The 26,839-nt window shown below is 66.8% G+C and carries 2 protein-coding genes; both read left to right on the forward strand.

What is annotated here, in order from left to right; translation table 11 throughout:
* Positions 1 to 93: 93 nt before the first annotated feature.
* Complete coding sequence (locus tag L1Z78_RS10665; protein WP_234641462.1) at positions 94 to 17,202, forward strand: CARDB domain-containing protein; 17,109 nt, start codon at positions 94 to 96, stop codon at positions 17,200 to 17,202.
* The gene (locus L1Z78_RS10670; protein ID WP_234641463.1) at positions 17,202 to 26,831 is read left to right on the forward strand and encodes a transglutaminase domain-containing protein; all 9,630 of its coding nucleotides are present in this window, start codon (positions 17,202 to 17,204) and stop codon (positions 26,829 to 26,831) included. The genes L1Z78_RS10665 and L1Z78_RS10670 overlap by 1 nt, the downstream gene beginning before the upstream one ends.
* The last annotated feature ends 8 nt before the right edge of the window (positions 26,832 to 26,839 follow it).

Genomic DNA, 26,839 nt, shown 5'->3' on the forward strand with positions numbered 1-26,839 from the left:
TGGATGGCCATTGCCGTCTTCCTTCTCGCGCTCTTGCCGGGCCTCGGGCACCAGGCGAGCGCATCGTCGCAGCACCGTCATGTTCCGGCTTCCGTGCAGGGATCCTCCGCCGATGCCCCTGGCGTCGCCCGCTTCATCCGTGACGAAAAGGGCCTCAGCATCATTGAATTCTCCGGTGACTACGGCATCGATCTGGTGGCTCCGGCGCAGACGGTGGGCAAGGAATTCTTTCGCACCCATGCCGATGTCTACGACTTTCTGGTGGTGTTTTCGAGCTTCGAATTTCCGACCGCCTCTGCACAGGGGGAGAACGCGCTGGCGTTTCATCGAGGCGTTCGCAACGACACGGCAGGCATAGGTCTCCAGCAATTCGACAACTCGCAGGCCTATGGCAGCAAGGGCGTGCTGCAAAGCTACATCGACATGGCGGCCGCCTCCCGCTGGAGCAGCGCGACATCGAGCGCAGACTACGAATCCCTGCTGTCCACCTTCGCCCACGAGTTGCAGCATCGCTGGGCAAGCCATGTGCGGTTTCGCGACTGGAATGGGCAGGTCAGCTCGGCGCTACTCGGCAAGGACGGCTCCCATTGGAGCTATCTGCTCGATAGCCAGGGCTCGGTCCTCTATGGCGCGAGCTGGCGTGACAACGGTGACGGCTCCTTCACCGCTACGCAAACCCAGAGCACCTACAGCCCGCTGGACCTGTACCTTGCCGGGTTGATCGACAAGACGAAGGTTCCACCCTTCTTCCTCATCGAGGCCCCCGACCTGGATGCCAGCGCATTGCCTCCCCCGGTGGGAACCACCATCCGGGGCACCAGGCGCACCGTCACGATAGACGACATCATCGCGGCCGAAGGGCCGCGTGTTCCGTCCGCAGATGTCTCGCAAAAGACGTTCCGGTTCGGCTTCATCTACCTGGTGAGGCCTGGTGAAACCATCGATCCGGCGGACCTGGACGTGGTGGCGCAGGCGCGCAGGCAGGTCGGCCTGCGGTACAACGCGCTGACCCATGGCCTGGGCACGGCCAATGTCTTCGCCGAACCGCCGCAGACCACGGCTCCGGGGCTGCCCGGCACCACATTGCCCCCCGACCGTCCCGGGGCGACTCCTGCCGGCAACAACGCGGCCGGCCTTGCCTGGCTGAAAGCCCGGCAACGCGCCGACGGGTCCTTCATGGATGCCGCCGGACTGGCCCCGCGCGATACGCTGCTGGCCCGCTCGTACCTGCGCGCCGCAGATCCCACCCATGGCGGCCTGGGAGCGGCATGGGCCTGGGCAACGGCCCGGCAACCAGGCAATACCGATTTTCTGGCCCGCAGGCTGATCGAGAGCACGGCAGGCGAGCGCAGGGCCGAGGATGCCTCAGCCCTGCTCGCGTCGCGCAACCGCGATGGCGGATGGGGCCTGGGCGAAGGCCTGCGCAGCAATCCGCTGGACACCGCGCTGGCCTTGCAGGCCTTGCGGCTGGTCAACGCGGACGAGGCGGTGCTCGGGCCGGCAGTGGGGCTTTTGCTGGCATGGCAGAACCCTGACGGTGGCTGGGGCAATGCTGCCGCCAGCCCCAGCCGCGTCCATGTTTCGGCGCAGGCGCTCAGGGCGCTGACCGGTCGGGCCGATGCACAGGCATCGCTCGCGAAGGTCCGGCCGTTTCTCGGAAGCCGGCAAAACAGCGATGGCGGCTTCGGCGATGGCGCCAGCTCCATCCACGACACCGCCCACGCGACCATGGCGATGGTCGCTGGCGGATTCGGCGCCGAGATCAACCAGGCAGCCGCCCAGCGATTCGTCGCAGAGAGCCAGCGAATGGATGGAAGCTGGCAGGGCAGTGTCTACAGCACGGCGCTGGCGCTGCAGATGTTGCGCACGGCGGCCTCCTCCAATCTGGCCATCGCGGGCCTGCAGGTTTCTCCGCTTCCTGTGTTCGACGGACAGAGGGCGACCCTGTCCGCCCGGGTCGTCAATGCGGGCTCCCTCCAATCCCAGGCCACTACGGTCCGCTTCTTCGATGGGGATCCCGCCGCGGGCGGGGTGGCCATTGGCGGCCCCATTCCCATTGCGGCGCTGGTGGGGGGCGACTCCATCACGGTACAGACCACCTGGAACACGACATCGCGTGCCGGCCAGCGCACCGTGTTCGCTGTCGTGGATTTCGAGCAGGCGACGGCCGACCTGAGCCGCCAGGACAACACGACCTCCCTGTCCCTGGTGGTGCAAGGCGCCAATCCGCTGGCGGATCTGCTGCTGGGCGATGGCGACGTGCTGGCCACGCCTTCGACGGTGACCACGTTGCCCGCTTCCATCCAGATCGATGCGCTCGTCAGCAATGCCGGCATGGCGGCCGTACGCCAGGCCAAGGCGGTGCTTTGGAGCGGTGCCGCAGCCACGCGCGTGCGGGTTGCCGAGACTTCCTTCGACCTGGCTGCACGCGCCACGACGGCCTTGCAGTTCAAGCCCACGCTGTCCGAGCCGGGCACGACGGTCTACACCGTGGAACTGGACCCCGAAGGCCAGGTCCGGGAAGCCACGCGCACCAACAACAGCAGCTCCGTCACGGTCAGGACGGCCGGCGGCGTCTCCCTGGCTGTGAGCAAGGCCGATGTCTCGTTGAACCCGGCCGCGCCACGGCCCGGCGCCGACGTCATGTTCACCGTGCGCCTGCGCAATACCGGCACGCTGGACTCGTCGTCCTTCAATGTGCGCTACAGCATCAGATCCGGTGCCGGGACCACGGTGCTGATGAACAACGCGGTTCAGATCGCGGCCGGCGCCAGCGTGGAGCAGCAAATCCCCTGGCGCGCCGGGCCGGGGGGCGACTACAGCTTCATCGTCGAGATGGACCCCGAGAGGAAAAGCGGTGACAGCGACACCTCGGACAATGCCGCATCGCGGGACTTCCAGGTGGCCGCGAAGGCGGGCCTGAATCTGGCGGTCAGCTACAGGGATCTGGTGTTCTCTCCCAGCCCGGCGCTGGAGGGCTCGGTCATGGCCTTCAGCGCGGTGGTTCGCAATGTGGGGGACGTGGACGCCACGGGATTCGATGTGGAGTTCTTCGCGGGAGACCCCTCGGCCGGAGGTTCATCGATCGGTGCCACGCGCGTGGCTTCGCTGGCGGCTGGCGCCAGCGCCACGGTGGCAGTCGAGTGGGAAGTGCCCACGGCCGGCGAACGACTGATGTTTGTCGTGGTCGATCCCGGGCATTCGCAGGCCGGGGAAATCACGCGCGAAGACAACGTGGCGTTCGCATCCCTGAAGGCCTTGACGCTGCCGGACTTCGCGGTTTCACAGGGAGCGCTCATCCTTGAGCCTGCATTGCCCAAACCGGGTGAGGCCACCGTGCTTGCCGTCACGGTCTCCAATCTGGGTGATCAGGGAGCCCGCGACCTGGTGGTAAGCGCGTTCAATGGCGATCCAGCCAATGGTATCCGTCTGGCACCCGACGCCGTCGTGCCCGCATTGGAGGGAAAGGCGGGGGCCACCGTGCGCTTCGCGTTCGATGCACCCGCCGCTCAAGGCCTTGCATCCATCACGGTGGTGGTGAATCCTGGCGCGGCCATCAAGGAGCGCCTGCGGGACAACAACACGGCGACCATTTCCCTGGGCACCCAGGTCGGCAACTATGCGCTGTCGGAGGCCTTCATCTCTCCCGACGGCGATGGTGTCAAGGACAGCACGGTGCTGACCTACCGCCTGCCGGGCGCCATGCCCGTGACGGTGCAGGTGTCGGATGAACAGGGCCGCGTGCTGCGTACAGGAAGGCCCGCCGGCTCCGAAGCCCTGGGATCCTGGCGTTGGAATGGACTGGATGAGGATGGGCGCCTGGTGCGCGACGGCAGATATGAATTGGCGGTGCGCAATGCCGATGGCGTGGTTCTGGGTGGTGCGACCGTGGAGGTGGATACCAATCGCAGTCCCTTGCTGGCGGCCATTGGATCGCCATCGGGAGCGTCTGCCGGCCTGACTTGCAACCTGCCCAGAGGGACGCAGGTCAAGTCGATCCGCGATGGGGCGGGCTTTTATCTGAACATCCCGACCGCGCAGGATCCGGGAGCGGACCTGCCAGCCGGCATCTACAGGCAGGACGAGTGGGGCCGGGGATTGCGAAGTGTTCTCGAAGGTCTGGTGCCGGATGGCTCCCAGAATCCAATTCCCATGCAATGGGAAATCTTTGTCGCCAATGAACAGGGGACAAGGGTGGTTGCTTACAACCCGTCTTTGAAGAAACTGATTTCCGCAGGCGGGGAGGGCGAGGGAAAGAAGTCCATTTACTCGGGAGAGATCAGCGACATTGTCGGCCTGTCCGGTGATGAGCGTGAGGTGATCATCCGGTTGCCGAGCATGGTTCTGAATGCCGTGGACCTCGGCACGGGTGCCCTGAGGGAGCTGGGCACGGGGAGAGCATTCAATGTGAGATTGTCTCCCAGGAAGAACCGGATGATCTTCGAGGCGGAGGAGGGCGGAACCATCTGGTTCGACCTGATGCAGGGCAGCTCCGCATCGCTGCCTCCCGCGAGTGAATATTATTGGTCGCCCAATGGGGTGTTTCTGGTAGGCAGGGCGTCGAATATTCTGCGCATATTTGATGAAAATGGCAACGTATTCAATGAAATGGAGGTCAATGGGATAAGTGGCGTGGAGGTCTGGGCGGAGGATTCATCCGAAGTGTATGTTCCCTTCGGCTCTGAATGCATTGCCGCCGAGGACGGTAAATCCAAGAGTTGTACTGTTGCCATCCGTCGATTCGATATGGTTTCCGGACAATGGTCCGATATCGGCTCATTCACGGAGCAGGTGGTGGTGGACGGAGTATTTGGCGGAAAGCTGTCTGCCCAATTGGCGACGGTGCCGGGGCGCCACGAGCTGCTTGTCCACCTGTATAGCGGTGGTGGCGTCAGCAGATCGTTGCGCTCGCAGGCTGGGATGAATGCAAGGGTCGGGCTGTCCGGGCAAGAAGAGCAAGACTATCGGCTGATCGATCTTCGCCCCCCCCATGCTGTCTCGATCGTCAGGTTTGGCGAGACACCGCCACCTGTGCAGACCAGTGGAGAGACATCTGGCTACAACGCCAGAAGCCATTTCATCGAGTATGGCCGTGCACTGCAGTACATCTCCAGGGAGGACTGGGCAGGCACGCCGTCCTGCCCGCCAGGGGGGGATGGCATGGCTGCCACGTCCTATGTATTCCGTACGCTGGCGAATTTGCAGACGGATCTGGTCCTGTCGCGTCTGCCCGATGGCGTCTCCGTCAAGATACATGGGGGTGCGGCGGACAGGAATTTTCATCGGTATTGGCTTGAATATTCCCATGATGAATCCCCCGATACGTGGCATCCCGTCATTCCGGCCAGTGCCGAACAGGTCTGGCGCAAAGACCTTGCGATCTGGGTGCCGCCTGGTGTCGGGCGCTATACCGTTCGCCTGACCGCCGAGGATCTGGCTGGAAACAAGAGGCAGAAACTGCGCCGGATGAATATTGCGCAGGCAGGGCCTGCGATTACCAACGTGGTGCGTGAGCCGGCCCATTTCTCGCCAAATGGGGATGGCAGCAAGGACATCGTGACTCTCAGCTACCGGGTGCTGGAGCCTGTCAACCTGGAGTTCCGGATTCTCAACAGGGCAGGCGCCTTGATCCGTTCCATCTCTCGCAACCATCCCGTGGCTGGGCTGGATTCGGAAATCGTATGGGATGGCCGTGACAACAACGGCGAAGTGGTGGTGGATGGGGAGTACAGAATCAATGTGGTCGGCTTCGATTTCTTTGTCAATCTCGACAACACTGTGCCTGTCATCCGTAAATTGACAAATGGTCATCCATTCGCCGGTTGCCTATCCGGTTCGTGCAGAACGACGGAATTGGAATGGGATGTTTTCGATGCGGGTTTTGACTCGGTGCAGCTGGAAGTCGGCGATGGGGTCGCTCCTGCCCGTTGGAGGCCATATTCTCTGGAGAAATCTGAAGCCATCAAGGCGGAGGGTATTCTGTATCTGCCATTGTCGGAATATTCTGGAAAGCGGTATCGATTGACGGCCAAGGACCTGGCCGGCAACCGGACGGTCATGCAGTTCGATGCGCACCAGCAGGCCGTGAAGCTGCTGTCGGTCGGCCAGATCCTCCCCAATGACCTGCGACCTGGCGAAATCCCTCCATCACCTGCCGTCCACATGGGCATGAGCAACCAGCAGAGGGTGGAGCTGAGGCCCTCCGCGGGGGTGGCCATGCTGCTTGCCGAGACGCTGGATGAACCTGTCGTCTCGGTCTCCCTGCTGTTCAACGAAGACCGGCTTGCGGCCAAGGGGGAGTGGATCGAACAGCCCAATGTACAGGTGTCTCCGATTCAGGAGGGAGAGTTGATCTGGGCCCGAAGGAAGGTGGATCGATTCGAGCGTGACGATGCTTGGACGACAAGAGATCGCTCATCTCTGGATGATGGCTCCGCCATACCGCAGCATTACGGGGTGGTGGGATTCTTCAGCGGGGGGATGGCCGCAGACAACGGGATACGTCTGAAGCTCAAGCTCATCGGAAAAAGCGGAGCCCAATACATTACCAATGATGTGGTCGTCCAGGATTCGAACAGGCTGGAATTGCAGAATTCCTATGTCGATGACTCCAGGCTGGCCGCAGAGGTTTATTTGGAGACAGCTCGGGTTGCGAGGAAGCTGGAGGTCTTCGTCTCAAGCAAGGCGGATCCATATTTTGCAATTGGCCGTCGTGTCCTTCATCAGGAACTGAACTCGCTGGTTCCTGCGGGAAGCCGTTTCCAATTTTCGCTTGATGGCAGGTTTGTTTCCTGTGCGGATTATGAGGTGCGCGCAGTCGTGAGCTTCGACAATGGGCGTTCTATGGAAACCTCCGTGCCAGTCGGCTACTGCGGAGGTGTCAATTTCCGGATTCGCCCTGAATTTGGAGCATGTGATGCGGGCGCGCCGTACCAGTTGCACGGTGTGGCGCGGCCGGACCAAGGCACTGGCGACAAGGTGCCCCTGCTTTCTCTGGAGGTCTATGCAGAGTCCGCCGCAGGAGCGCGGCAGCTGATATTCAACGTGGTCAATCCAGAGTATCGGGACTATGCGTTCACCTTTGATCACGCCACCTGGCCGGAAGGCATGGTTGCTTTCCATGGCGTGACCGTGGATAGAGATGGCGTGAAGCGCAGCAGCCGTATTGACGCTCCGATTGACCATACGCCGGTGGCGCTGCGGATTTCCTATCCCCAGGAAAACCAGCGTGTCTGTGCCGTTCGCGAACTGCATGGCAAAGGATATGGCCGAGGTGGCTCTATATCCAATGCTCTGCGTCTTGTTGCTGAATTGGACGATGCAGCGGGATTTGATTATCTTCAGGAATTCCGCATCGGTGATGACGACAATGCATCATGGCAGCCAGTACTCGGTGATCTGCCGAGTTTGAATACTCCAGATCCCAGAACTGATCCGGACCCTAAAATTTACTTGACTGATCGCGACTACACTCTGGGTGAGTTCTATCCATCACGCCGTCGTCCATATATGACAGGCAGAAGAATTGCCGGCGAATTGGGCCCCATTGTCGATACGTCGGGCCATGTCACCGCGCGTGTGACGGCCTTCGACTGGTCTGGATCACGGGTATGCCGGCAGGTCAGTTTCTTCCTGGATGGTTCGGTGCAAGCAGGGCGGGAATCCGTGGACCGGCGACTGTTTTCACCCGGAACCACCAGCAGTCTGGACAGCGCAAGACTGTCCATCCATCCGCTGGAGCCCCTGACACTGACGGTGGTCGTTCGTCGTGTAGAGGGGGGCACCCTGGTGCCTGTGGCGGAGGGTGGTGCGGTGCGTCATCTCGCAACCCGGTTGGCGGTGCTGGCCGGGCCGCAGGATCTGGTCTGGGATGGGCGCAACGACGCGGGCCAGTACGTGGCCGACGGCAAGTACACCTTCGATATCACCTATGAAGATGGTTGCGGCAATCTCAGGGCTCCCCCCCTCGATGATGGAGGGAGCCAGCTCCGCACGGAACTGGAAGTCACGGTGGACAGGACCGCGCCCCTGCTGGCCATGGACGCGCCGCAGGGCGGGCCGGTCACCAGCTCGTTCCTGGACATTGTCGGCGGCATCAAGGATGTTCACCTGCGGCAATGGGTTCTGGAGTACAGCCCGGATGGCGGCGCCGCCGGCTGGATCGTGCTGGCATCGGGCACCAAGAGCATCGATTCGCGCAGGCTGGCTGTCCTGGACGCAAGCCAGCTGCAAGGCATGGTCACCTTGCGCTTGCGGGCGACCGACCAGGTGGAGCTGGTCTCGGAGATCCAGCGGGAACTGCGGCTGAAGGCTCCCACGATGGTGATCCGCAAGTTCTCCGCCTCTCCCAGTCCGTTCTCTCCCAATGGAGACGGCCGCCTGGATGCCTTGCAGATCGCCTTCGATGTGCTGCAGCCGGCCGAGGTGGACCTGGCGGTCAAGCGTGGCAACGCCGTGGTGCGCCAGCTCCTGTCCAAGGCCTTGGTGGCACCGGGTGAGCGCATCGTTGCCTGGGATGGCCGCAGCGATGCATCGGACCCGGTTGCCGACGGCGAATACACCGTGGAAATCCGGGCCGCATCCAGCGCCGACAAGACCAATGCGCAGATGGAGGAAAGCACGGTCGTGCTGGACGCCACGCCACCATTGTTCACGCTGGATTCGGCGCTGAACCCGTTCATGTCCGGCAAGGCGGCGTTCGTCGGCACCCTGGCGGACAGGACCTTGAACAGCTACCAGGTCCATGTCGAAGGGCCGTTGCCGCTGGCCCGCCGCGTGCTGCTGGCCGAGGGCTCGGAAGTCTTCGCCAGATTCCCGCTGGGAACCCTGGGCCGTCTGGAACTCGATGATGCCCGCTATCGCATCCGGGTGCTCGCCAGCGACGATGCTGGAAACGCCTCCAGCTTCCAGTCGCCGGAGTTCGAACTGGACACCACGGCGCCGGCGGCATCATTTTCCAACCCGGCACCGGAGACCTTTGTCAGCCGGGTGCGTCCTGCCGACATCGCCGGCGTGCTGGATGACCACAATCTGCTCAGCGCCGAGCTGAGGATCAACGGGCAGGGGGTTTTCGCGCCGGCCGTCGTTTCCTCGTCGACGGCCCTGTCCTTCACCTTCGATGGGGCGGGCGTGCCGGATGGGCGCTATGCCACCGAGCTGCTGGGCACGGACAAGGCCGGCAACGTGGGCCGGGCCCATGGCAGCATCCATGTCGACAACACCCCGCCTGTCGCGGTGATCGACTCCCCTGCCGCCAACGCCGCCATCGGCACCAGGGTGCCGGTGGTGGGTACCGCCAGCGATGCCAATATGGAGTTCTGGACGCTGGAGCTGGGCAGTGGCGTGGGGCCGGACCTGGGTAACCTGACCGTCATCGGCAGGGGCACAGGCACGGTGGTCGGCGCCGAACTGGCCAAGCTGGTGGGACTGCCCCCGGACGGGCCCGCCACGTTGCGCCTCACGGTGGTGGACAAGGGGGGCAATGCCTCCATGTCCGATGTGCCTTTGCAGATCGATGCAACCCCTCCGGGGGCGCCCGTGCTGCAAGGGCGGCGTGAACAGCGCAGCGCCGTGCGCCTGGGCTGGAGGTTCACCAGCGACGCATCGCGGCTTGCGGGCTACAACATCTACCGCAACGGCAAGAAGCTCAACGCATCGCCGGTAGCGGCCCTGGAGTACCTGGATGACGGACTGAGCGATGGCAGCTACACCTACACGGTGACCGCTCTTTCACACAGCGGTGTGGAGAGCGCCGGCTCCAATGCGGTCCGGATCGTGATCAAGGCGTCAGGGCCCGTCGCGAACATCGGCAAGCCCGCCAATGATGTGGCCGTCGGCGGCCTGGTGTCCATCGAGGGCAGTGCGTACGCATTGACCAACTTCCACTCATACCAGGTGTCGGTCGGAGAGGGCGCATCGCCTTCCACCTGGAAGGAGTTGCGCACCTCCTCGCTGCCGGTGCAAGGCGATGTGCTGGCGACCTGGGACACCACGGGCCTGCCGGAGGATGCCATCCATACGATCCGCCTGCTGGCGCAGGATACGGAAGGCGGCGTCTCGCTCGCGCAGGCGCGGGTGAGCATTGATAATCGTGCCCCGGCAAAGCCCCTGGGCCTGAGCGCGCAGCTTTCCGGCCTCAACGATGTGAGCCTGAGCTGGACCGCCAACACGGAGGCGGATCTTGCCGGCTACCTGCTGTATCGCAATGGACGGCTGGCAAACCAGACCGACCCGGGCGACAACGCCATCAGGCCCTATCTGATCGGTGGCAGCGCGTACCTGGACAAGGCGCTGCCGGACGGCAGCTTCGTCTACACCGTGGTGGCGGTGGACAAGGCCGACAACCTGAGCGGCCACTCCAATCCGGCCAGCGTGGTGGTGGACAACCGCCCGCCCCAGGCCCTCATCGTGCAGCCTGCCAACAACGCGGATATCGATGGCGTGGTCTATGTTCAGGCGGACAGCCCCGACACCGACATCGCTTCGGTCCGGTTCGAGTTCAAGTCCGGCGCCGAGAGCACCTGGACCGCCATCGGGAGTGCCGCGGCGAAGCTGCCATACAGCGTGAACTGGGACACCGGGAAGCTGCCCCATGGCAGCTACCAGTTGCGCGCCGTGGCCACCGACGTGGGCGGGCGCACCGATCCGGCACCCGCCGCAATCACGGTCAGGCGCAAGAACATGCAAAGGCCCCAGGCCCCTGCCGGACTGGTGGCGCTGGTGGACGGCGCCGATGTGGCGCTGCGCTGGACCGCCAGTGCCGGCAGCGACGTGCGTGGCTACCACGTCCAGCGCATCGATGGTGAAGGTGGCATCACCAGGCTGACCACGGACGCCGTGGCGCAGACCTCCTTCGTCGACAGGGACCGGCCCGATGCAAGCCACAGGTACCAGGTGCTGGCCGTGAACGGCGATGGCAACGCGTCGGATCCCACGCCCGTGGTGACGGCGGTGGTCTACACCACGGGACTCAGGCAGCCCTACACGCCCGTGGTGTCGGCCGCATCGCCGCTGCAAGGCCGGAGCCCGAATGCCGTGGACGCCGTGACGGTGGCGAACGCAGCGGACAGCGGTGCGTCCGGCAGCCTGCTGCTGCAACCCGATGCCGACGGAAAGTTCCGCGCCGATGCCGTGCCGCTGGTCATGGGCGTCAACCTCATTTCCGCACGCCAGACCGACGATGCGGGCAACCGCAGCAGGGCCGGCCGGGTGCGCGTGGCCCGGGGCGAGTTTCCGGCGGCGCCCGCCAGCGTCCAGGCCGTGGCGTCCGGCAACGTATACAAGGCGCAGTGGGCCGCCAGTACCAGCGCCGATGTGGCCGGCTATGTGGTCAGCATGGATGGCAAACCCGGTACCCGACCCGTCGGATTTGTCAGCGCGACGGCCAGCTCGGCGGCCGGCAGCTATGCCAATGCGGAGCGCGCCATCGATGCGTACGACTACACGGCGTGGGAGCCCGACGACAAGGATCCTCACCCGAGCATCGAGGTGGTGGCCTCGCGCAGGGAGCTCGTCAGCGAGCTGTCCATCGTGTGGAGCACCTACATGGCGCCTCCGGCCAGCTACGCCATCGAGGCCTGGGACGGCTACGTCTGGGTGCCCCTCAAGGAGCAGGCCGCGAACGCCGAGCCGGATGTGCGGCTCAGGCTGGAGCCGCCCTATTTCACGGATCGCCTGCGCATCTCCCTGGGCGCGGGAACGGACGCAGGCAGAGCGGGCCAGGTCAGCGATGTGCAGGCCACCGCACTGGCCGTGGTGAGCCAGACCATGGCCGATGTGCCTGCATCCGACGGCAGGCACACCGTGTCCGTGCAGACACTGAGCACACTGGGCCTGCTGGGGGCTGCCGCCAGCGCCGATCCCGGCGGGATTGGCGACTTCACGCCGCCACCGCCAGTGCAGACCCGCATCAGCGTGGACGCCGCCATGGTGACTGTCCGCTGGAGCGAAAGCGCCGCATCGGACCTGGCCAGGTACGAGGTTCTGCGAGACGGTCGCCTGATCGCCAGCGTGGCCGCGGGTGATCCGTTGCTGCACCTGGACGGCCCGTTGGCCAAGGGCCGCTATGCCTATGCCGTGCGTCCGGTCGACCAGGCGGGCAACGTGGGCGATCTCTCCAACGAGGCCGTGGCGGAGATCACCTGCGCATGCCCGGGGACGCCCCTGCAACTGCGCTTGAACGCGCCCGAGGGCGGCGGTGAACTGGGCCTTGCCTGGCAGGCCCCGGCTTCCGGGGGAGGTGTCGCTGCCTACGCGGTGTACCGGGCAGATGCCGCGGGTGGCCCTTATCGCCTCCTGGCCACGACGCCACCGCACACCCTGGCGTACACCGATGCCACGGTTGTCAACGGATCCCGCTATTTCTACCGGGTCCGTGCCCGCGACACGGCCGGCAACGAGGGAGATCCCTCCAACGAGGTCGACGGCGTGGCGATGGACCGCCAAGGCCCCGCGGCGCCCGTGATCTTCCATCCGACGGACAGCGCGCACCCCATTGCAACCCGGCAGGGCAGCACGGCCGTGCGCGCCTTCAGCGAGCCCGCCGCCAGGGTCGCGCTGAGCCGCAATGGCGTGGCGCTGGCCTCGGTCACCGCGACGGCCGCGCTGCGCACCACCACCGTGGCGGGCCCCGGACAGGTCCTGGCGATCGCGCCGCGGGCGGATCTGGTGGCCATGGTGGCCAACGACACGCTGACCATCCGCCGTGTCTCGCACGCGCTGGACGGCAGCACCTCTTCGGAGGTCGTGCGGACGGTCGATGGCGTCGGCTACCGGACGCTGCCCGCCTGGTCGCCCGATGCCTCGCAGCTCGTGCTGGCAGGCAACAATGGTCCTGTACAGGTCATCCAGGTGGCCGATGGCAGCATCTCCGAGCATGACCTTGGCGCGTCGGCCCGCATGGTGATCTGGCATCCCGACGGGACACGCTGGATTGCCGCCACGAACGGGGGGCGGGAACTGGTGGAGGTACAGGTCGGCACGGGTGCCAGCCGCGCCATTGCGGCGGCATCCCATCGATTCACCAGCCTTGCCATTTCACCGGATGGCAGAAGCCTTGGTGCCGTGGATGGCGGCCAGCTGGTGCTGCTATCGCTATCCGACGGGCAAGCCACTGTCGTGGCGCCCGACGGAGTGCTGGACTACGCGCCGCTGGCATGGTCGTCCGATGCGCAGTCCCTCTATTTCCTGGCTCGGGACGGCAGTGGATCCGCCGACCAGGTCCACCGCCAGCGGATGGGGCAGGGCTCGCCCGTCGCGGTCACGGCCCAGGCCCAGGGGGTGGACCACTTCTCGCTGTCGCCCACCGACGCACTCACTTTCATCAGCGGTGGCCAGTTGCATGCCATGGGCGGGATGCTCGCCTCCGCACTGGAGATCGGGGTGCAGGCACAAAGCATGGAGTGGGCCAGATCGGGGTTGCTGCTGATCGCGGACCCCACGGGCGTCAAGTCGCTCGTGTTGCCCGGCACCGCGCTGTTCCCTCCCGTCACGCTCAAGCCAGGAGAAAACCTGCTGGCGGCGCAAGCCACCGATGCGGCCGGAAATGCCGGCGTGCCTTCCGCCGCCATCCGCGTGACCTATGCGGTGGAGCCGGCCCGCATGCCTGATTTCTCTGTGGCCGCTGCGGATGTGTCCGTCCTTCCCCAGGTGCCCCAGGCAGGCGTTGCCAGCCGCGTCACTCTGGTCGTGCGCAATGCCGGCACGGGCGCCGCGCCGGGCGCGGCCCTGCGCATGCTGGCCATCTCTCCATCCGGGGGGCATGTGCAGTTGCTGAACACCCGGACCCCGGCCCTGGCGGCAGGCGACAGCCAGGTCCTGTGGGCCGATGCCGTCTTCGACACGGCGGGCGATTGGCAACTGAGCATTGCGGTCGATGCCGACAACGAAGTGCAGGAGGTCTCCGAGGACAACAATGTGCTGGTCCTGCCCCTGCGCGTGGTCGGCGCGGCCGCCGCGCGCTCCGCGGTGGTCCGCGTGTCCCAGCCCGCCTATGCCGTGGGCTCCACCCTCAGCGGCAGCGTGGAACTCTTCAATGGACAGGCCGGCATCGCCGGGCAGCTTCGCCTGGGCATCGAAGATGCGCAGGGCAACGCCGTTGCCGCGCTGCCCGTGCAGGACCAGCCCCTGCTGGCCTACGGACAAAGCCGGAGCGTGGCGTTCGAATGGAGGGTTGCGGCCATCTTCGACGGCGCGTACCGGGTGCGCGCGTCCTGGGTGGACGGCAAGGGTCTTCTGGCACAGTCCACGGCGGCTTTCCAGGTGCTGCCCCATGTGCAGATCGAAGCCCGGGTGCGCAGCGACAGCGCCTCCTATGTGCCTGGCTCGGTGGCGCGCATCGTGGCACAGATCGATCCGGCCGGGTCCTCGCCCAGCCTTGGCATGGCGCGGGCCTTCATCCGCGTGCTCGACCCCGCCGGCAAGGCCGTGCTGGAGACGTCCGACGAGGTCGGCCTGGTGTCGGCCGCGCAACGGGTCAAGACGCTGGATACCTCCGGTCTGGCCCTGGGGACCTACGCGGTGCAGTTGCAGGTCGTGTTCGAGGGGCGGGAAGTGGCCCGTGCCAGCGGCGCGTTCGATGTGGCGGCCGCCACGGATCCGGTCGCCGCCCTCACCGGCGATATCGTGCTGGACCGTGCAAGCCTGCCCTACACGGGCCGCATTGCCGGAACGGCCATCCTGGCGAACAGCGGGTCACTGGCCCTGGACGGCCTGCAGTACGAGGTGGTTGTCCTGGAGCCCCGCTCCAGCACGGTGCTGGCGCGCTCGGCACAGGGCACCGTCTCGCTGCCGCCTGGCGCCGAAACGCGTTCCACCTTCAGCTTCGCGGCCCAGGGCATGCCCATCGGTCCTCTGTGGGTCCAGTTGCGCACCTCGCAGGCAGGCCGGCGGACAGCGGCCACCGGTGCCCTCCAGCCCCATCTGCTCAGGCAGCGCGAGGTCGCGCTGTTCGAGCTGGAGCCGCCGACGGTGGTGATCAGGCAGCCGCTGCAAGGCGCCCATCTGCGGGCCGCGCAATCCGTGCAGGTGGCGGCGACGGACCTCTTGTCCGGTGTGCGCACGGTCGAGTTCCAGCTCAACGGCGGTGCCTGGCAGGGGACGACCCTGTCCGATCCGGTCAGCTCCAGCTTCGTGGGGGTCCTGCCGCCCCTGGCCGACGGCATGCACCAGATCATGGCGCGTGCCACCGACCACTCGGGCAACGTCTCGCAGCCCGTGCAACGCAGCTTCGTCGTGGACAGCCTGCCGCCGGTCATCACCATCTCCGGCGTCACGCAAACCGCCTATGCCGCACCGGTGGCGCCCACCATCGAGGTGACCGACCCGAACCTGTCCGACACGCAGATCCGGCTCGATGGCGCGCCCCATGTCTCGGGCACCCGGATCTCCGGTGCGGGATCGCATGTACTGCAGGTGGATGCCATCGACCTGGCCGGCAACACCGCCAGCCAGACCGTGCGCTTCAGCATCCAGTCCAACGCTGGCGACACCACGCCCCCCGTGATCGATATCAGGACCCCGCTGGCTGGCGCCTACCTGCGCCGCGCCGCCACGGGCCTGACCGCCGCCATCGTGGATGCGCAATCCACCGTGGCCGAGGCGTGGTTCAGCATCGACGGTGGTGCCTTCGTGCCCCTGGCCGTCGATGCCGGGCAGAACGACGCCAGCCTGTACGCGGCCTCCCTGGATGGGCTGGCCGACGGCGTGCACAGCCTCGTGGTCCGCGCGCGTGACACGCAGGGCAACGAAGCCAGCACCGAGGCACGCAGCTTCACCGTGGACAACACGCCCCCCGTGATCACCATCTCCGGCGTGGCGGCGGGGCAGTATGCGGCGGCCGTGACGCCCGTGATCAGCGTGACCGACCTGGCCTTGCACACCAGCTCCATCACACTCAACGGCGCCACCCATGCCAGCGGCACCCCGGTTGCCGCCAATGGCGACTACACCTTGAGCGTGGAGGCCGTGGACAGGGCGGGCAACAGCGCCACGGCCACCCTGCAGTTCTCCATCCGCCTGCCCGTGACCGACACCACTGCGCCCGCCGTCTTCATCGAGCAGCCGGCCGAGGGCGCGCATGTGCGCAGCGCAGCCGAGCTGAGCGTCGCGGCCACGGACAGCGGGTCCGGCGTGTCCTCGGTGGAACACCGGTTCGATGCGCAGCCGCAATGGAGCGGTCTGCGCCTGTCGCCCACCACCGGCAAGTACACGCTGGACCTGGGCGGCCTGGCCGATGGCGCATACGCCGTATCGGTGCGTGCCAGCGACAACGCCGGCAATGTCTCGGCTGCGCAATTGCGCCGCTTCACCGTGGACAACACGGCACCCCGGGTCATGGTCACCGGGGTTGCCGAAGATGGCCGGTATCCCGGTACCGCAAGCGCCACCATCGTGATCAGCGACACGCATCTGGCAGGCAGCTCCGTCATGCTCAATGGGCAGCCCTATGCCTCCGGCCGGTCCATAGACCAGCCGGGTGCCTATGCATTGGTCGCCGCTGCGCGCGATATCGCGGGCAATGAAACCGTCGTGTCGATCAAGTTCGAGGTGACCGCGGGCAACACGGGGGCTCCCGTCGTCACCATCACCGCACCGGCGGCCCATGCCGTGGTCAAGTCCGGCGTGCTCCTGACGGCGACGGTGCAGCCCGCCGCCAACGTCAGCCGCCTGGAGATGTCCGGCGATGCGGGCGCCTCCTACGCCGCGATGGTGCCGGGTGGTGCCGGTGCATATGAGGCGTCCATTGCCCAACTGGCCGACGGGCCCGCCACCTTGCGCGTGCGCGCGGTGGACAGCCAGGGCACCCGCCATCCCGACGTGCTCCACACGGTGACCGTGGACAACACGCCACCGGCCATCGCACACCTGAGCGTGGCCGATGGCGGCAGCTATCCCGGAGGCCACGCGATCTCATTCACGGTCAGCGACCTCCACCTGGAAAGCGTGGCCAGCTCGCTCGACGGCCAGCCGTTCAGCCAGGGCCAGCGCGTGGACAGCCCGGGGCGGCATGTGCTGCTGATCACCGCCCGCGACCGGGCCGGCAATCAGACGCAGCGAACCGTCGCCTTCACGACCATCGGAGCGGCGGTGCGCAAGCCCGTGCCGGTGCCCGTGGGTCCCCCGGATGGGGTCCTGCTCGCCCTGATGTATCTGGCCATGGCATTCGCTGCCCGCCGTGCTCTCGGAACAACACGAAAAAAATGATGTCTTCAGCTTCCATCCGCACCCATGTCAGGATCCCGGCCCGGTTGGGCCATTTGCTGGCTGCCGTGGTGCTGGCCGTCTTGCTCGTCCAGAAGGCTCCGGCCCTGGCGGCGCAGCCGGCGGCACCGGCGCCGGTGACGCAGGCCGATGTGATCAGCGCCATCGCTGCAGGCCGCGATGCCTCGGCCCTGTTGCGCAGCGTGGACCGTTCCGCAGGTGGTGGCATCGCCACGCGCAACACCACGGGCAAGCAACTGGCCCTGGCCCTGGAGGCCTTGTCCGACGCCGTCGTCACGGGGGATGCCGCCCGCGTACGGCAGGCCCATGAGCGCGTGCTTGCCAGCGCCATGCTGGCACGGGACGACAGCGTGGAGCTCAAGGACCGGCTTGCCGGTGCTTCGCTGCCCGCCACCTTTGAAGCGCGCCGGGCCACCGTACAGGCGCAGATCGATCAGCTGCTGCTGAAACTGTCCGCTGCCATGCAGGGCCTGGATGGCGATGCCCGGCAAAAGGCGCAGGCCATGGCGGCCCTGGGCGAGGCGCTGGCAACCACCCGCCAGGCACGGAACGATGTCCCGGTGCTGCGCGCCGCGCTGCTGCCCGTGCGCCCTCTGGGACTGGCGATGCGCGCTCCGGCGAGCGCCCCGGCCATCCTGCCCAGCTACGAGGCGGGGCGGGAGAGCGCCGCCACGCCCGAGGATGTGGCCGACGCGCCGGAGGCCGCGCTGGGCCAGGAAATCCTCGCCAAGGCCAAGGAGCTGGACTACGACTACGTGCGCATCTACGAGTACGTGCGCAACGGCATCCGCAGCGAGTGGTACCCCGCAAGCACCAAGGGCGCCCTGGGCACCTTGCGCACGGGCGCGGGCAATGCGGTGGACCAGGCCTCGCTGCTCATCGCCCTGCTGCGCGCCGCGGGCGCGCCGGCACGCTATGTGCAGGGCGTGGCGGAGATCGGCGTGGACAGCATCGCCAGCGCGGCCGGCCTGGGTGATCCCGGCCTGGTGCCGGGGATGCTGGCCAAGGCGGGGATCGCGTACACCCCGGTCGTGCAGGGCGGGCGCGTCACCATGGTCCGCATCGAGCACACCTGGGTGGCGGTGCAGGTTCCCTACACCAACTATCGCGGCATCGTGCTCGATGCCACCGGCAAGACCTGGCTGCCCCTGGATGTGTTCTACAAGACCTTGCAACCCCGGCCCGCAGGCGCGAGCCTGGCCAGCCTGGGGCTGGTCCTGCAAGACCTCGCCACCCGATACCGCGCCGGCGTGCAGGCGACGGACTTCGGCAGCTACCTGCGCGAGCGCGTGGACGCGGCCTTGCAATCGCGCTCGTCCAGCTACGACGCCGCCGTGGAACCCGCCCCGATCAAGCCCCAGGCGCTGGGGCTGCTGCCCAACACCCTGGCCTTTGCCGTCGTGGCGGCCACGGCGGAGTCGCCGGCGCTGCCGGACGCCGTGCGCTCCACCGCCCGCCTGCGCCTGTTCAATGACGCCGCGGGCACCGGGCAGGCGGGCCTGGACATCAGCCTGCCCGTGCACGAGCTGTTCAACCAGCGGGCCACCATCAACTACATCCCGGCGGGGCTGGAAGATCACCGGGCCATCCTGCTCGCGGGCGGCCTGGACCTGGCACCGCTGTATCTCTTCCAGCTGCGTCCGGAACTGCGCCTTGACGGCTTTCAGCGCAGCGTGGGCCTTGCTCCCCTGACTGGAGGCAGCCGGGTCAGGTTCCGGCTGGACATCCAGACACCGGCGGACACGCAGACCGTCGAGCAGAGTTTTCTCGTGGGCGCTTACCATGCCATCGGCGTGGGGCAGTCGGGCCTGGCGCGCAGCCCCACGCCTTCGGCCCGTGATGGCGAGTACGACGCCGCCCGCCTGCTGGACGGCATCGTCCAGCGCTACGAAGCGCAATGGAGTGCCTTCGAAGCAGGTGCCGCCGCGCTGAGCGGCGCCGCCATCGTGCACCCCGCGCCTTCGGTGACCATCGTCAGCAATGCCCTGAATGCCTACAGCGTCAATGGCGTGCCGTACACCCTGGAGTGGAAGGGCGTCACCATCGACGCGGCAGCGCGCGCCACCGAAGTGATCGCCACCGACGCGGCCGGTGCGCGCGGGCTGCTGGCGGCCACAGGCCTGGCCGGCTCCTCGCTGGAGCACGCCGTCTTCCAGTCGCAATTCGGGGTCGAGTCCGTGTCCGCCGACAAGCTCATGGCGCTGGCGCGGGCCGCCAACATCACCGTGCTCACGCTCACCTCGCCCAACGCCCCCGAACTGGCCACGCTGCCGGTCGCTCAGGCCACGAGGGCCGAATTGCGCTCCTGGCTTCAGGCGGGCCACAGCGTCGAGATACCGGTGCAGGGCATTGCCCATGGCGCATGGAGCGGCATGGCATGGATCGTCAGCGACCCCTCCACGGGCGCCAGCGGCTACTACCTCGCGGGCGGCATTGCAGGCGGGGCGACGGCACAGAATCCCTGGACCCTGCAGTTCCTGGCCGATGCCCTCGCGGGCGCCCACACGGACGCGGCCAACAATGACCCGTCCTCGGGCACCAGCGTCGAACTGCTGAACGCAGGGACGGATCCGGACGGCATAGCGGGGCAGGCATTGCCCGGCCAGGCGCTGAGCGTGCGCGTGCGTGACCGCGACGGGCGGCCCGTCAAGGGCGCCAGCGTCAGCTTCGTGGCCGTGCGCGGGGGCGGGCGGGTCAGTCCGGCCACGGCCACGACGAATGCCCTGGGTGTCGCCAGCGCCACCGTCACCCTGGGCCAGTCCACCTCCGCGTCGCCGGTGTATGTGCAGGCCAAGGCCACCGACAAGCATGTCACGCAGGCAGGACTGAACATCTTTGATGCCTCGGTGGCCTCGGCGGCAGGAACGCTCAAGCCTGCGCAGCCGCTGCGCGCGCTGGCATTGCCCGACGTGCCGGCCACCCTCAAGGCCAAGCAGATCGGCAAAGGCGATGCGTTGCCGGGACATTCCACCTGGGAGAGCAGCTACTCCATCGAAGTGCTGGACAAGTTCGCCAATCCCGTCGCCAACGTCCGTGTCACGGGCACCGGGCTGGCCGCCACGGCGAATTGCGATCCCGCGGTCAGGCCCACGCCCGCATCGGTGGACGGGCCTCACGACACCAACACCTATGGCGTGGCAACCCTGTCGATCACGCCTGGGCCCACCAATGCCACCGTATCGCCTGTGCAGGTGACGGCAGGCGGCCTGTCCACCAAGGTCGAGGTCCGCGTGGACGCCAGCTGCTCCGCGTGGCCCAGATTGATCGTCCTGACATGGACCTACCTGGACAAGGACGGCCGCCCCAGTGCCGCCACAGGGATCGGCAAGCGTTTCGGCAAGCCCTTCGGCGTGAAAGTCTTGCAGGAGCGCGCCAGCGTCAGCACCGATTCCAGCCGCCGCTGCGTCTTCGGCGCCACGCGCACCTTCGAGCCAGCGGCCATGGTCACGGCATCCCTGCAGGTCTCCGCTGGCGGCAGGGCGGTGAACCTGACGCAGGTGGGCGCGGGCGAGTGGGAGAGCCATGTGGTCACGGGCCCCGGTCCCGCCATCAACGAGCTGGTCTGGAATCTGGGGGGAAGCTACACCCTCGATGCCATGGGGCCCGGCTGCAAGGCCCTTCCCGTGGATGATCGGCTGGAAAAGGCCTCCTCGGGAGGCGCCGTCTTCGGCGTGCGCGCCAGCGTCGGCGCCATCACGTCCGTGGACACCACCGACGGCGTGGATCCCGGCCGCCTGTACCTGTCGGATGCAGGCCTGAACGCCTATCCCATCCAGGTTCCCTTCCGATTGGAGCCTGAGGACTACGTGGCCCCGGCCGTCCAGGTGCGCGTTTTCGAGGACGGGCAGCTCGTCGCCGTGCGGCCTTCGGACAGCCGGCAAAAGCAGGGCACCGCCCAGATAGAGCGCGGCAACCGCTTCGACATCGTCAGGACCTACGAAGCCGACGCCTACATCGACGACGACATCATCTCCGAGAAGGTGGAGCTGCCCTTCAGGCAGCGCATCGTCACCAGCTATGACCGCGTGCTGCGCCTGATGCGCGACGTGGACATCGCCAACGACCGCTTCTGCGCGCAGGGCAGCGCGCTGAACTTCATCCTGAGCCAGAACGCGAGGATCACGCTGGACGCGACCCGCCTCAGCGACGATGACAACCCGGTGCCCACGGGAAGCCCCGTGCGCCTGGTCGATGGCCAGGCCTTCGCAATGGGCGCCAACAGCATCACCCTGGCGCCCGACGCGCTGCTGCCGACCAGGAACGGCTACGCCTTCACCCTCACGGCCGTCAGCGACAAGGACGGCTCGGTCGAGCCCAACCAGGGCCTGGTCATCTCCAAGCTGATGCTCAACGACGCGCTGCCCGTCGGGAACATCCTCATCCAGGGCGTCAACGTCAAGTCCGGCCGCATCACCCTGTCCGGCATGGGCCTGGGCGTGGCCGCGCGCGGGCCGCAACTGGCACTGCGCCCGTCCTACTCCTCCGGAGGTTCGGGCAGCGTCGGCGTGCTGGGCGTGAACTGGGGGCACAACTTCGATGCCTCCCTGTCCACCACGGCCTGCGGCGACATCCTGGTCAACGCCGGGGATGGCGGCTTCGTGCGCTTCCTGCCCCAGGGCGACGGCACGCTCGTGCCCGCCAGGGGCTACCACGGCACGCTGATCGCCAACAAGGGCGACCGCAGCTACGACTTCTATTCCAAGGACGGCACGCGCTACCACTTCGGCTTCATCGGCGGCAAGCGCCAGTGGGCCCTGCAGTCCATCACCGACACCAACAGCAATGCGCTGACGATGACCTACGACATCGGCGTGGACGCACCCCTGCTCCTGGTGAGCAACGCCCATGGTCAGTCCCTGCAGTTTGCCTACCAGACCCGTGCCTTCGTGGGATCGGGCGCCGCGGTCAACGTGCTGCAAGGCGTGCAAGGGCCGGAAGGCATGGGCCTGGCGTTCGAGTACGACGCCGCCGGCAACCTCGTCAAGATCACGCGCACCGATGCGCCCGAGGCCACCGAAAGCTACAGCTACAGCGACCACACCGGCCCGCTGGGCATGTCCAACCTGCTGCTCAGCCACACCAACGCGCTGGGCCAGACCACGCAATTCAAGTACCACTCCGGCCCCGTCCTGCGTCAGTTCGGCAATGGCCGGATTCCCTCGTTCGAATCCACGGTGATCGGCGTCACGGCTGCCGACGGAGCCATCACCGGCTTCGCCTACAACGCCAGGCCCGAGGCGCCGGCCACGGAGGTCACCGATGCCCGTGGCAAGGTGACCCGCTATGCCTTCAACAAGTACGGCAACCCGCTCACCATCGCCGGCCCCTCGGGCACCACGTCCATGACCTGGGCCACGGACGACGTGCTCATGCTCGACAAGACCGATGCCAATGGCGTCGTCACCCGCTACACCTATGATGCCAACGGCAACCAGACCAGTGAACAGGTGGGCGCAGCGGGGGGCGCGGCCAGCGCCACCACCTCGCAGACCTGGCTGGCGCAGACGGTGCCGCCCTTCATCAAGAACCGGCGCCTGAGCTTTACGGACCGCCGCGGGCTGACCACTACCGCCAGCTATGACGCGCGCGGCAACCTGACCGGCGAGCAAATGCCCGACGGCAGCCGCATCAGCCACAGCGTGGCCGCCAATGGTGATCGCCAAAGCAGCACCGATGCGCGCGGCAATACCACCCACATGCGCTATGACGCGCGCGGCATGCGCAGCGCCGTCATCGACGCACTGGGCGGCACCACCACCTTGCGCCACGACAACCGGGGCCGGCAGGTCGCCGTGGTCGATGCCGAAGGCCGCACCAGTGAAATGCAGTACAACACCCTGGACCAGCTGACGCAGATCACGCTGGCCGCAGGCACGACGGACGCGGGGCAGCGCACGCAGACCTGGGATGCGCTGGGCAACAGGCTCAGCGAAACCGACGAGGAAGGCCGCACCACCAGCTACCAGTACGACGCCATGAACCGCGTGGTGCGCAAGAGCCTGCCTGCAGGCGCCATCGCCACCACCTATGACCTGCTGGGCAACAAGACCAGCGAAACCAATCTGCGCGGCGACAAGACCACCTATGCGTACGACGACGCCAACCGCCTGGTCCTGCGCACCGAACCCGCCACCCCGCCCAAGACCACCGGCTACGCCTATGACGGCGTGGGCAACATCACCACGCAGACCGATGCGCTGGGCCGCCAGACCACCCATACCTACAACGCGCTGAACCAGCGCACCGCCTCCAGGCTGCCGGACGGCTCCACCAGCACCACCACCTATGACGGCAACGGCAACAAGACCAGCGAAACCGATGCGCTGGGCCGCGTCACCACCTATGTCCATGACGCGCTGAACCGTCTGCTCAGCCAGACCATCGCCGGGCAAAGCAAGCGCAGCATGGCCTATGACGCGGGTGGCAACCTCGTCGGCCGCACGGATGCCAACGGCAACACCACCACCTTCGCCTACGACGCCCTCAACCGCATCGTCGCGGAAACCGATGCCCTGGGCCGCGTCACCCAGACCGACTACGACAAGGTCGGCAACAAGCTCCAGGTCACCAACCCCCTGCGCCAGGCGCAGAAATGGCAGTACAACGCGCGCAACTGGGTGGTGGCGCAGCAAGATGGCGAAGGCCACCAGATCCGCTACAGCCATGACAAGGTCGGCAACCGGAGGACCGAAACCTGGCCCAACGGCAACATCATCCGCTTCGAGTACGACGCCCTCAACCGGCTCACGCGCAGCGAAGACACCCTGGGCCTGCTCAGCGCCACCACCTATGACGCCGACGGCCACATCACCAGCCAGAGCGATGCACGCGGCAACGCCACCACCTTCACCTGGGATGCAGTGGGGCGGCAACTGAGCCGCAGCCAGCCCACGGCCGCGGGCAATGCCGTCACCACCACCGGCCATGACGCCGCCGGCAACATCGTCAGCGTGACCACGCCGGGCGGCAACGTCATCACCACCAAGTACGACAGCCGCGACCGCCCCATCGAGGTCAGCGACAGCCTGGGCCGCGTCAGCGCCACCACGTATGACGCCGTCGGCAACCCCCTGACCCAGACCGACGGCCGGGGCAGGGTGCTCACCCACCAGTACAACGACTTCAACCTGCGCACGGCCAGCAGCGACGGCCTGGGCCAGGTCAGCACGGTCGAGTACGACCTGCACGGCAACAAGACCCGCGAAACCGACGCCAACGGCCACGCCACCAGCTACCAGTACGACGTGCTCAACCGCGTCGTCGGCACCACCCGAGCCGGCATACAGCTGCAAAAGACCGAATACGACGAAGCCGGCCGCATCCAGTTCGAGACCGACGCGCGCGGCAACAAGGTCGGCTACGAGTACGACAAGCGCGGCCTGCTGGTCAAGACCAACCGCAGCCTGGGCGCCATAGACCTGCTCCAGCGCGACGCCATGGGCGACGTCACCCTGGCCACCGACCCCGAAGGCCGCACCACGACCACCGGCTACGACGCGCGTCGGCGCGCCATCAGCGTGGCCGATGGCCTGGGCCACACCACCAGCAGCAGCTACGACCTGGCGGGCAACCTCACCGAAACCAAGGCCCCCAACGGCGCCACCGTCCGCTATGGCTACGAGCAGGCCAACCGCCTGGCCTCCATCACCCAGGTACTGGACAGCGGTCAGGCCCAGGCCAGCAGGACCTACGACACCAGCGGCAACCTGATCGAGCAAAGCGATCTCAACGGCCACCGCACCGCCTATGCCTATGACGCGCGCAACCGCCTGGTCCGCAAGACCCTGCCCGGCACCCCGGCCGGGGAAGCCCAGGAAACCAATGGCTACGACAACGCCGACGGCCTGACCGAACACACCGACGCCAACGGCAACCGCTTCGTCCACACCCTGGATGCCAGAGGGCGGCGCATCCAGACCGTGACCACGGCCAGCCAGGACAACGGCCCGGGCAGCGTGCTGCAAACCACCTTCGGCTACGACGCGGGCGGCAACCTCACCAGCACGGCCCAGACCGACGACAGCCAGGCCACGCGCACCGAAACCACCACCTACGACGCCTTCAACCGCCCCGTCAGGGTCACGGATGCCTGGGGCAACAGCCTCACCCATGGCTACGATGCCCAGGGCAACCGTGTCAGCACCACCGCCGCCGTCGCCTCCGTCCCGGGCGGCAGCGCCACCACCATCGAGTACGACGCCCTGAACCGGCGCACCAGCCAGGGCGGCGCGGGCGGCACCACCCGCATCAGCTACGACAAATCCGGCCGCGTCATCCAGTTGCTGCACCCTGACGGCAGCAGCACCCGCACCCGCTACGACAAGGCCGGGCGTGTCGCCGCAGAGACCAGCAGCACCCAGCCCACGGCGGGCGCCGGCAACACCCTCCTGGACACGGTCTACACCTACGACGTCAACGGCAACCGCATCGGCAGCAGCAGAACGGAATCCCTCTCTGCCGCCCACCGCAGCGCCAGCCTCAGCGCCACCCTGCCTGGAGGCAAGAACAGCGCCAGCCACAGCCGCACCCGTGTGGAAAGCTGGACCTACGACGCCCAGGACCGCCTGACCGGTCACACCACGCCCGAACGGCGCACCACCTGGCAACTGGACGCCGGGGGCCGGCGCATCCAGCAGAACGTGGTGGCCACGGTGGGCGCCACGGGCCCGCCCGCAGGCGCCAACGCCCTGGAAACCAGTGCGGCCGAGCCCGTCGGCACGCTGACCTACACCTACGACAGCCGCGACCAGCTCACCCGGATCAGCGGTGCCACCAGCACCAGCTACACCTACGACGCCAACGGCAACCGCCTCACGCAGACACATTCCCGGGGCGCAGGCACCACCACGACGCGCTACCACTGGAACGCCCAGGACCAGCTCGTCAGCGTGGCGCAGGACAGCGGCAGCGGCCCCGAGATCCTGGCGCGCTACCGCTACAACGCAGCCAACCTGCGCGCAGAAAAACTCCTCGGCAACGCAGGCCTGAGCGCGGCCACGCAAGGCAGCGCGGGGCATACAGCCCGCTGGCCTATGAACGCATCCAGTGGGATGGCCTGCACGCCAGGCGCAGCTTCGAGATCACGGGCACGGACAAGCGCCAGACCCTGCGCAGCGACACGGACGCAGCCGTCCAAAGCGGAAACACAGCCCCTGGCTGTTCAACCGCACGCAATACGCCAACGGCCTGGGCAGCGCCAGCAGCACCACGCAGCTGCATGCCGACAGCAACGGCAACCTGGTGGCCACCGTCACCAGCGAGGGCGGTGCAGCCAAGGCGGACAGCCTGCTGCTGTACAGCGCCTACGGAGCCATAGACAGCGAAGCCAGCGGCAACGCGGGCACTGCCATCCAAAGCAACGGCAACGGCTTCGGCAGCTACTACGCAGACCCGGAGACGGGCCTGCTGTACGCCAGGGCGCGCTACTACGACCCGGCCAGCGGGCAGTTCATCAGCCGGGACCCGGTGGAGGGGATGCGAGGCTGCCGATCACCTGGGGGGGCGTATCAGTACGGGAGGTACAACCCGTATCGGTATGTGGATCCGAATGGAAAATTCAGTACACCGGGCAGCATGTGCAGTACTCCGGAGGAGTGTGCCGGCATTGGTGACGTCGCCA

Origin of the sequence: Delftia tsuruhatensis (genome assembly GCF_903815225.1) — a bacterium.
Taxonomy (GTDB): domain Bacteria; phylum Pseudomonadota; class Gammaproteobacteria; order Burkholderiales; family Burkholderiaceae_C; genus Comamonas; species Comamonas tsuruhatensis_A.

Bases quoted from the DNA above. Each gene is read 5' to 3' on its own strand.
- L1Z78_RS10670 (WP_234641463.1), top strand. From the start codon at position 17,202: ATGTCTTCAGCTTCCATCCGCACCCATGTCAGGATCCCGGCCCGGTTG.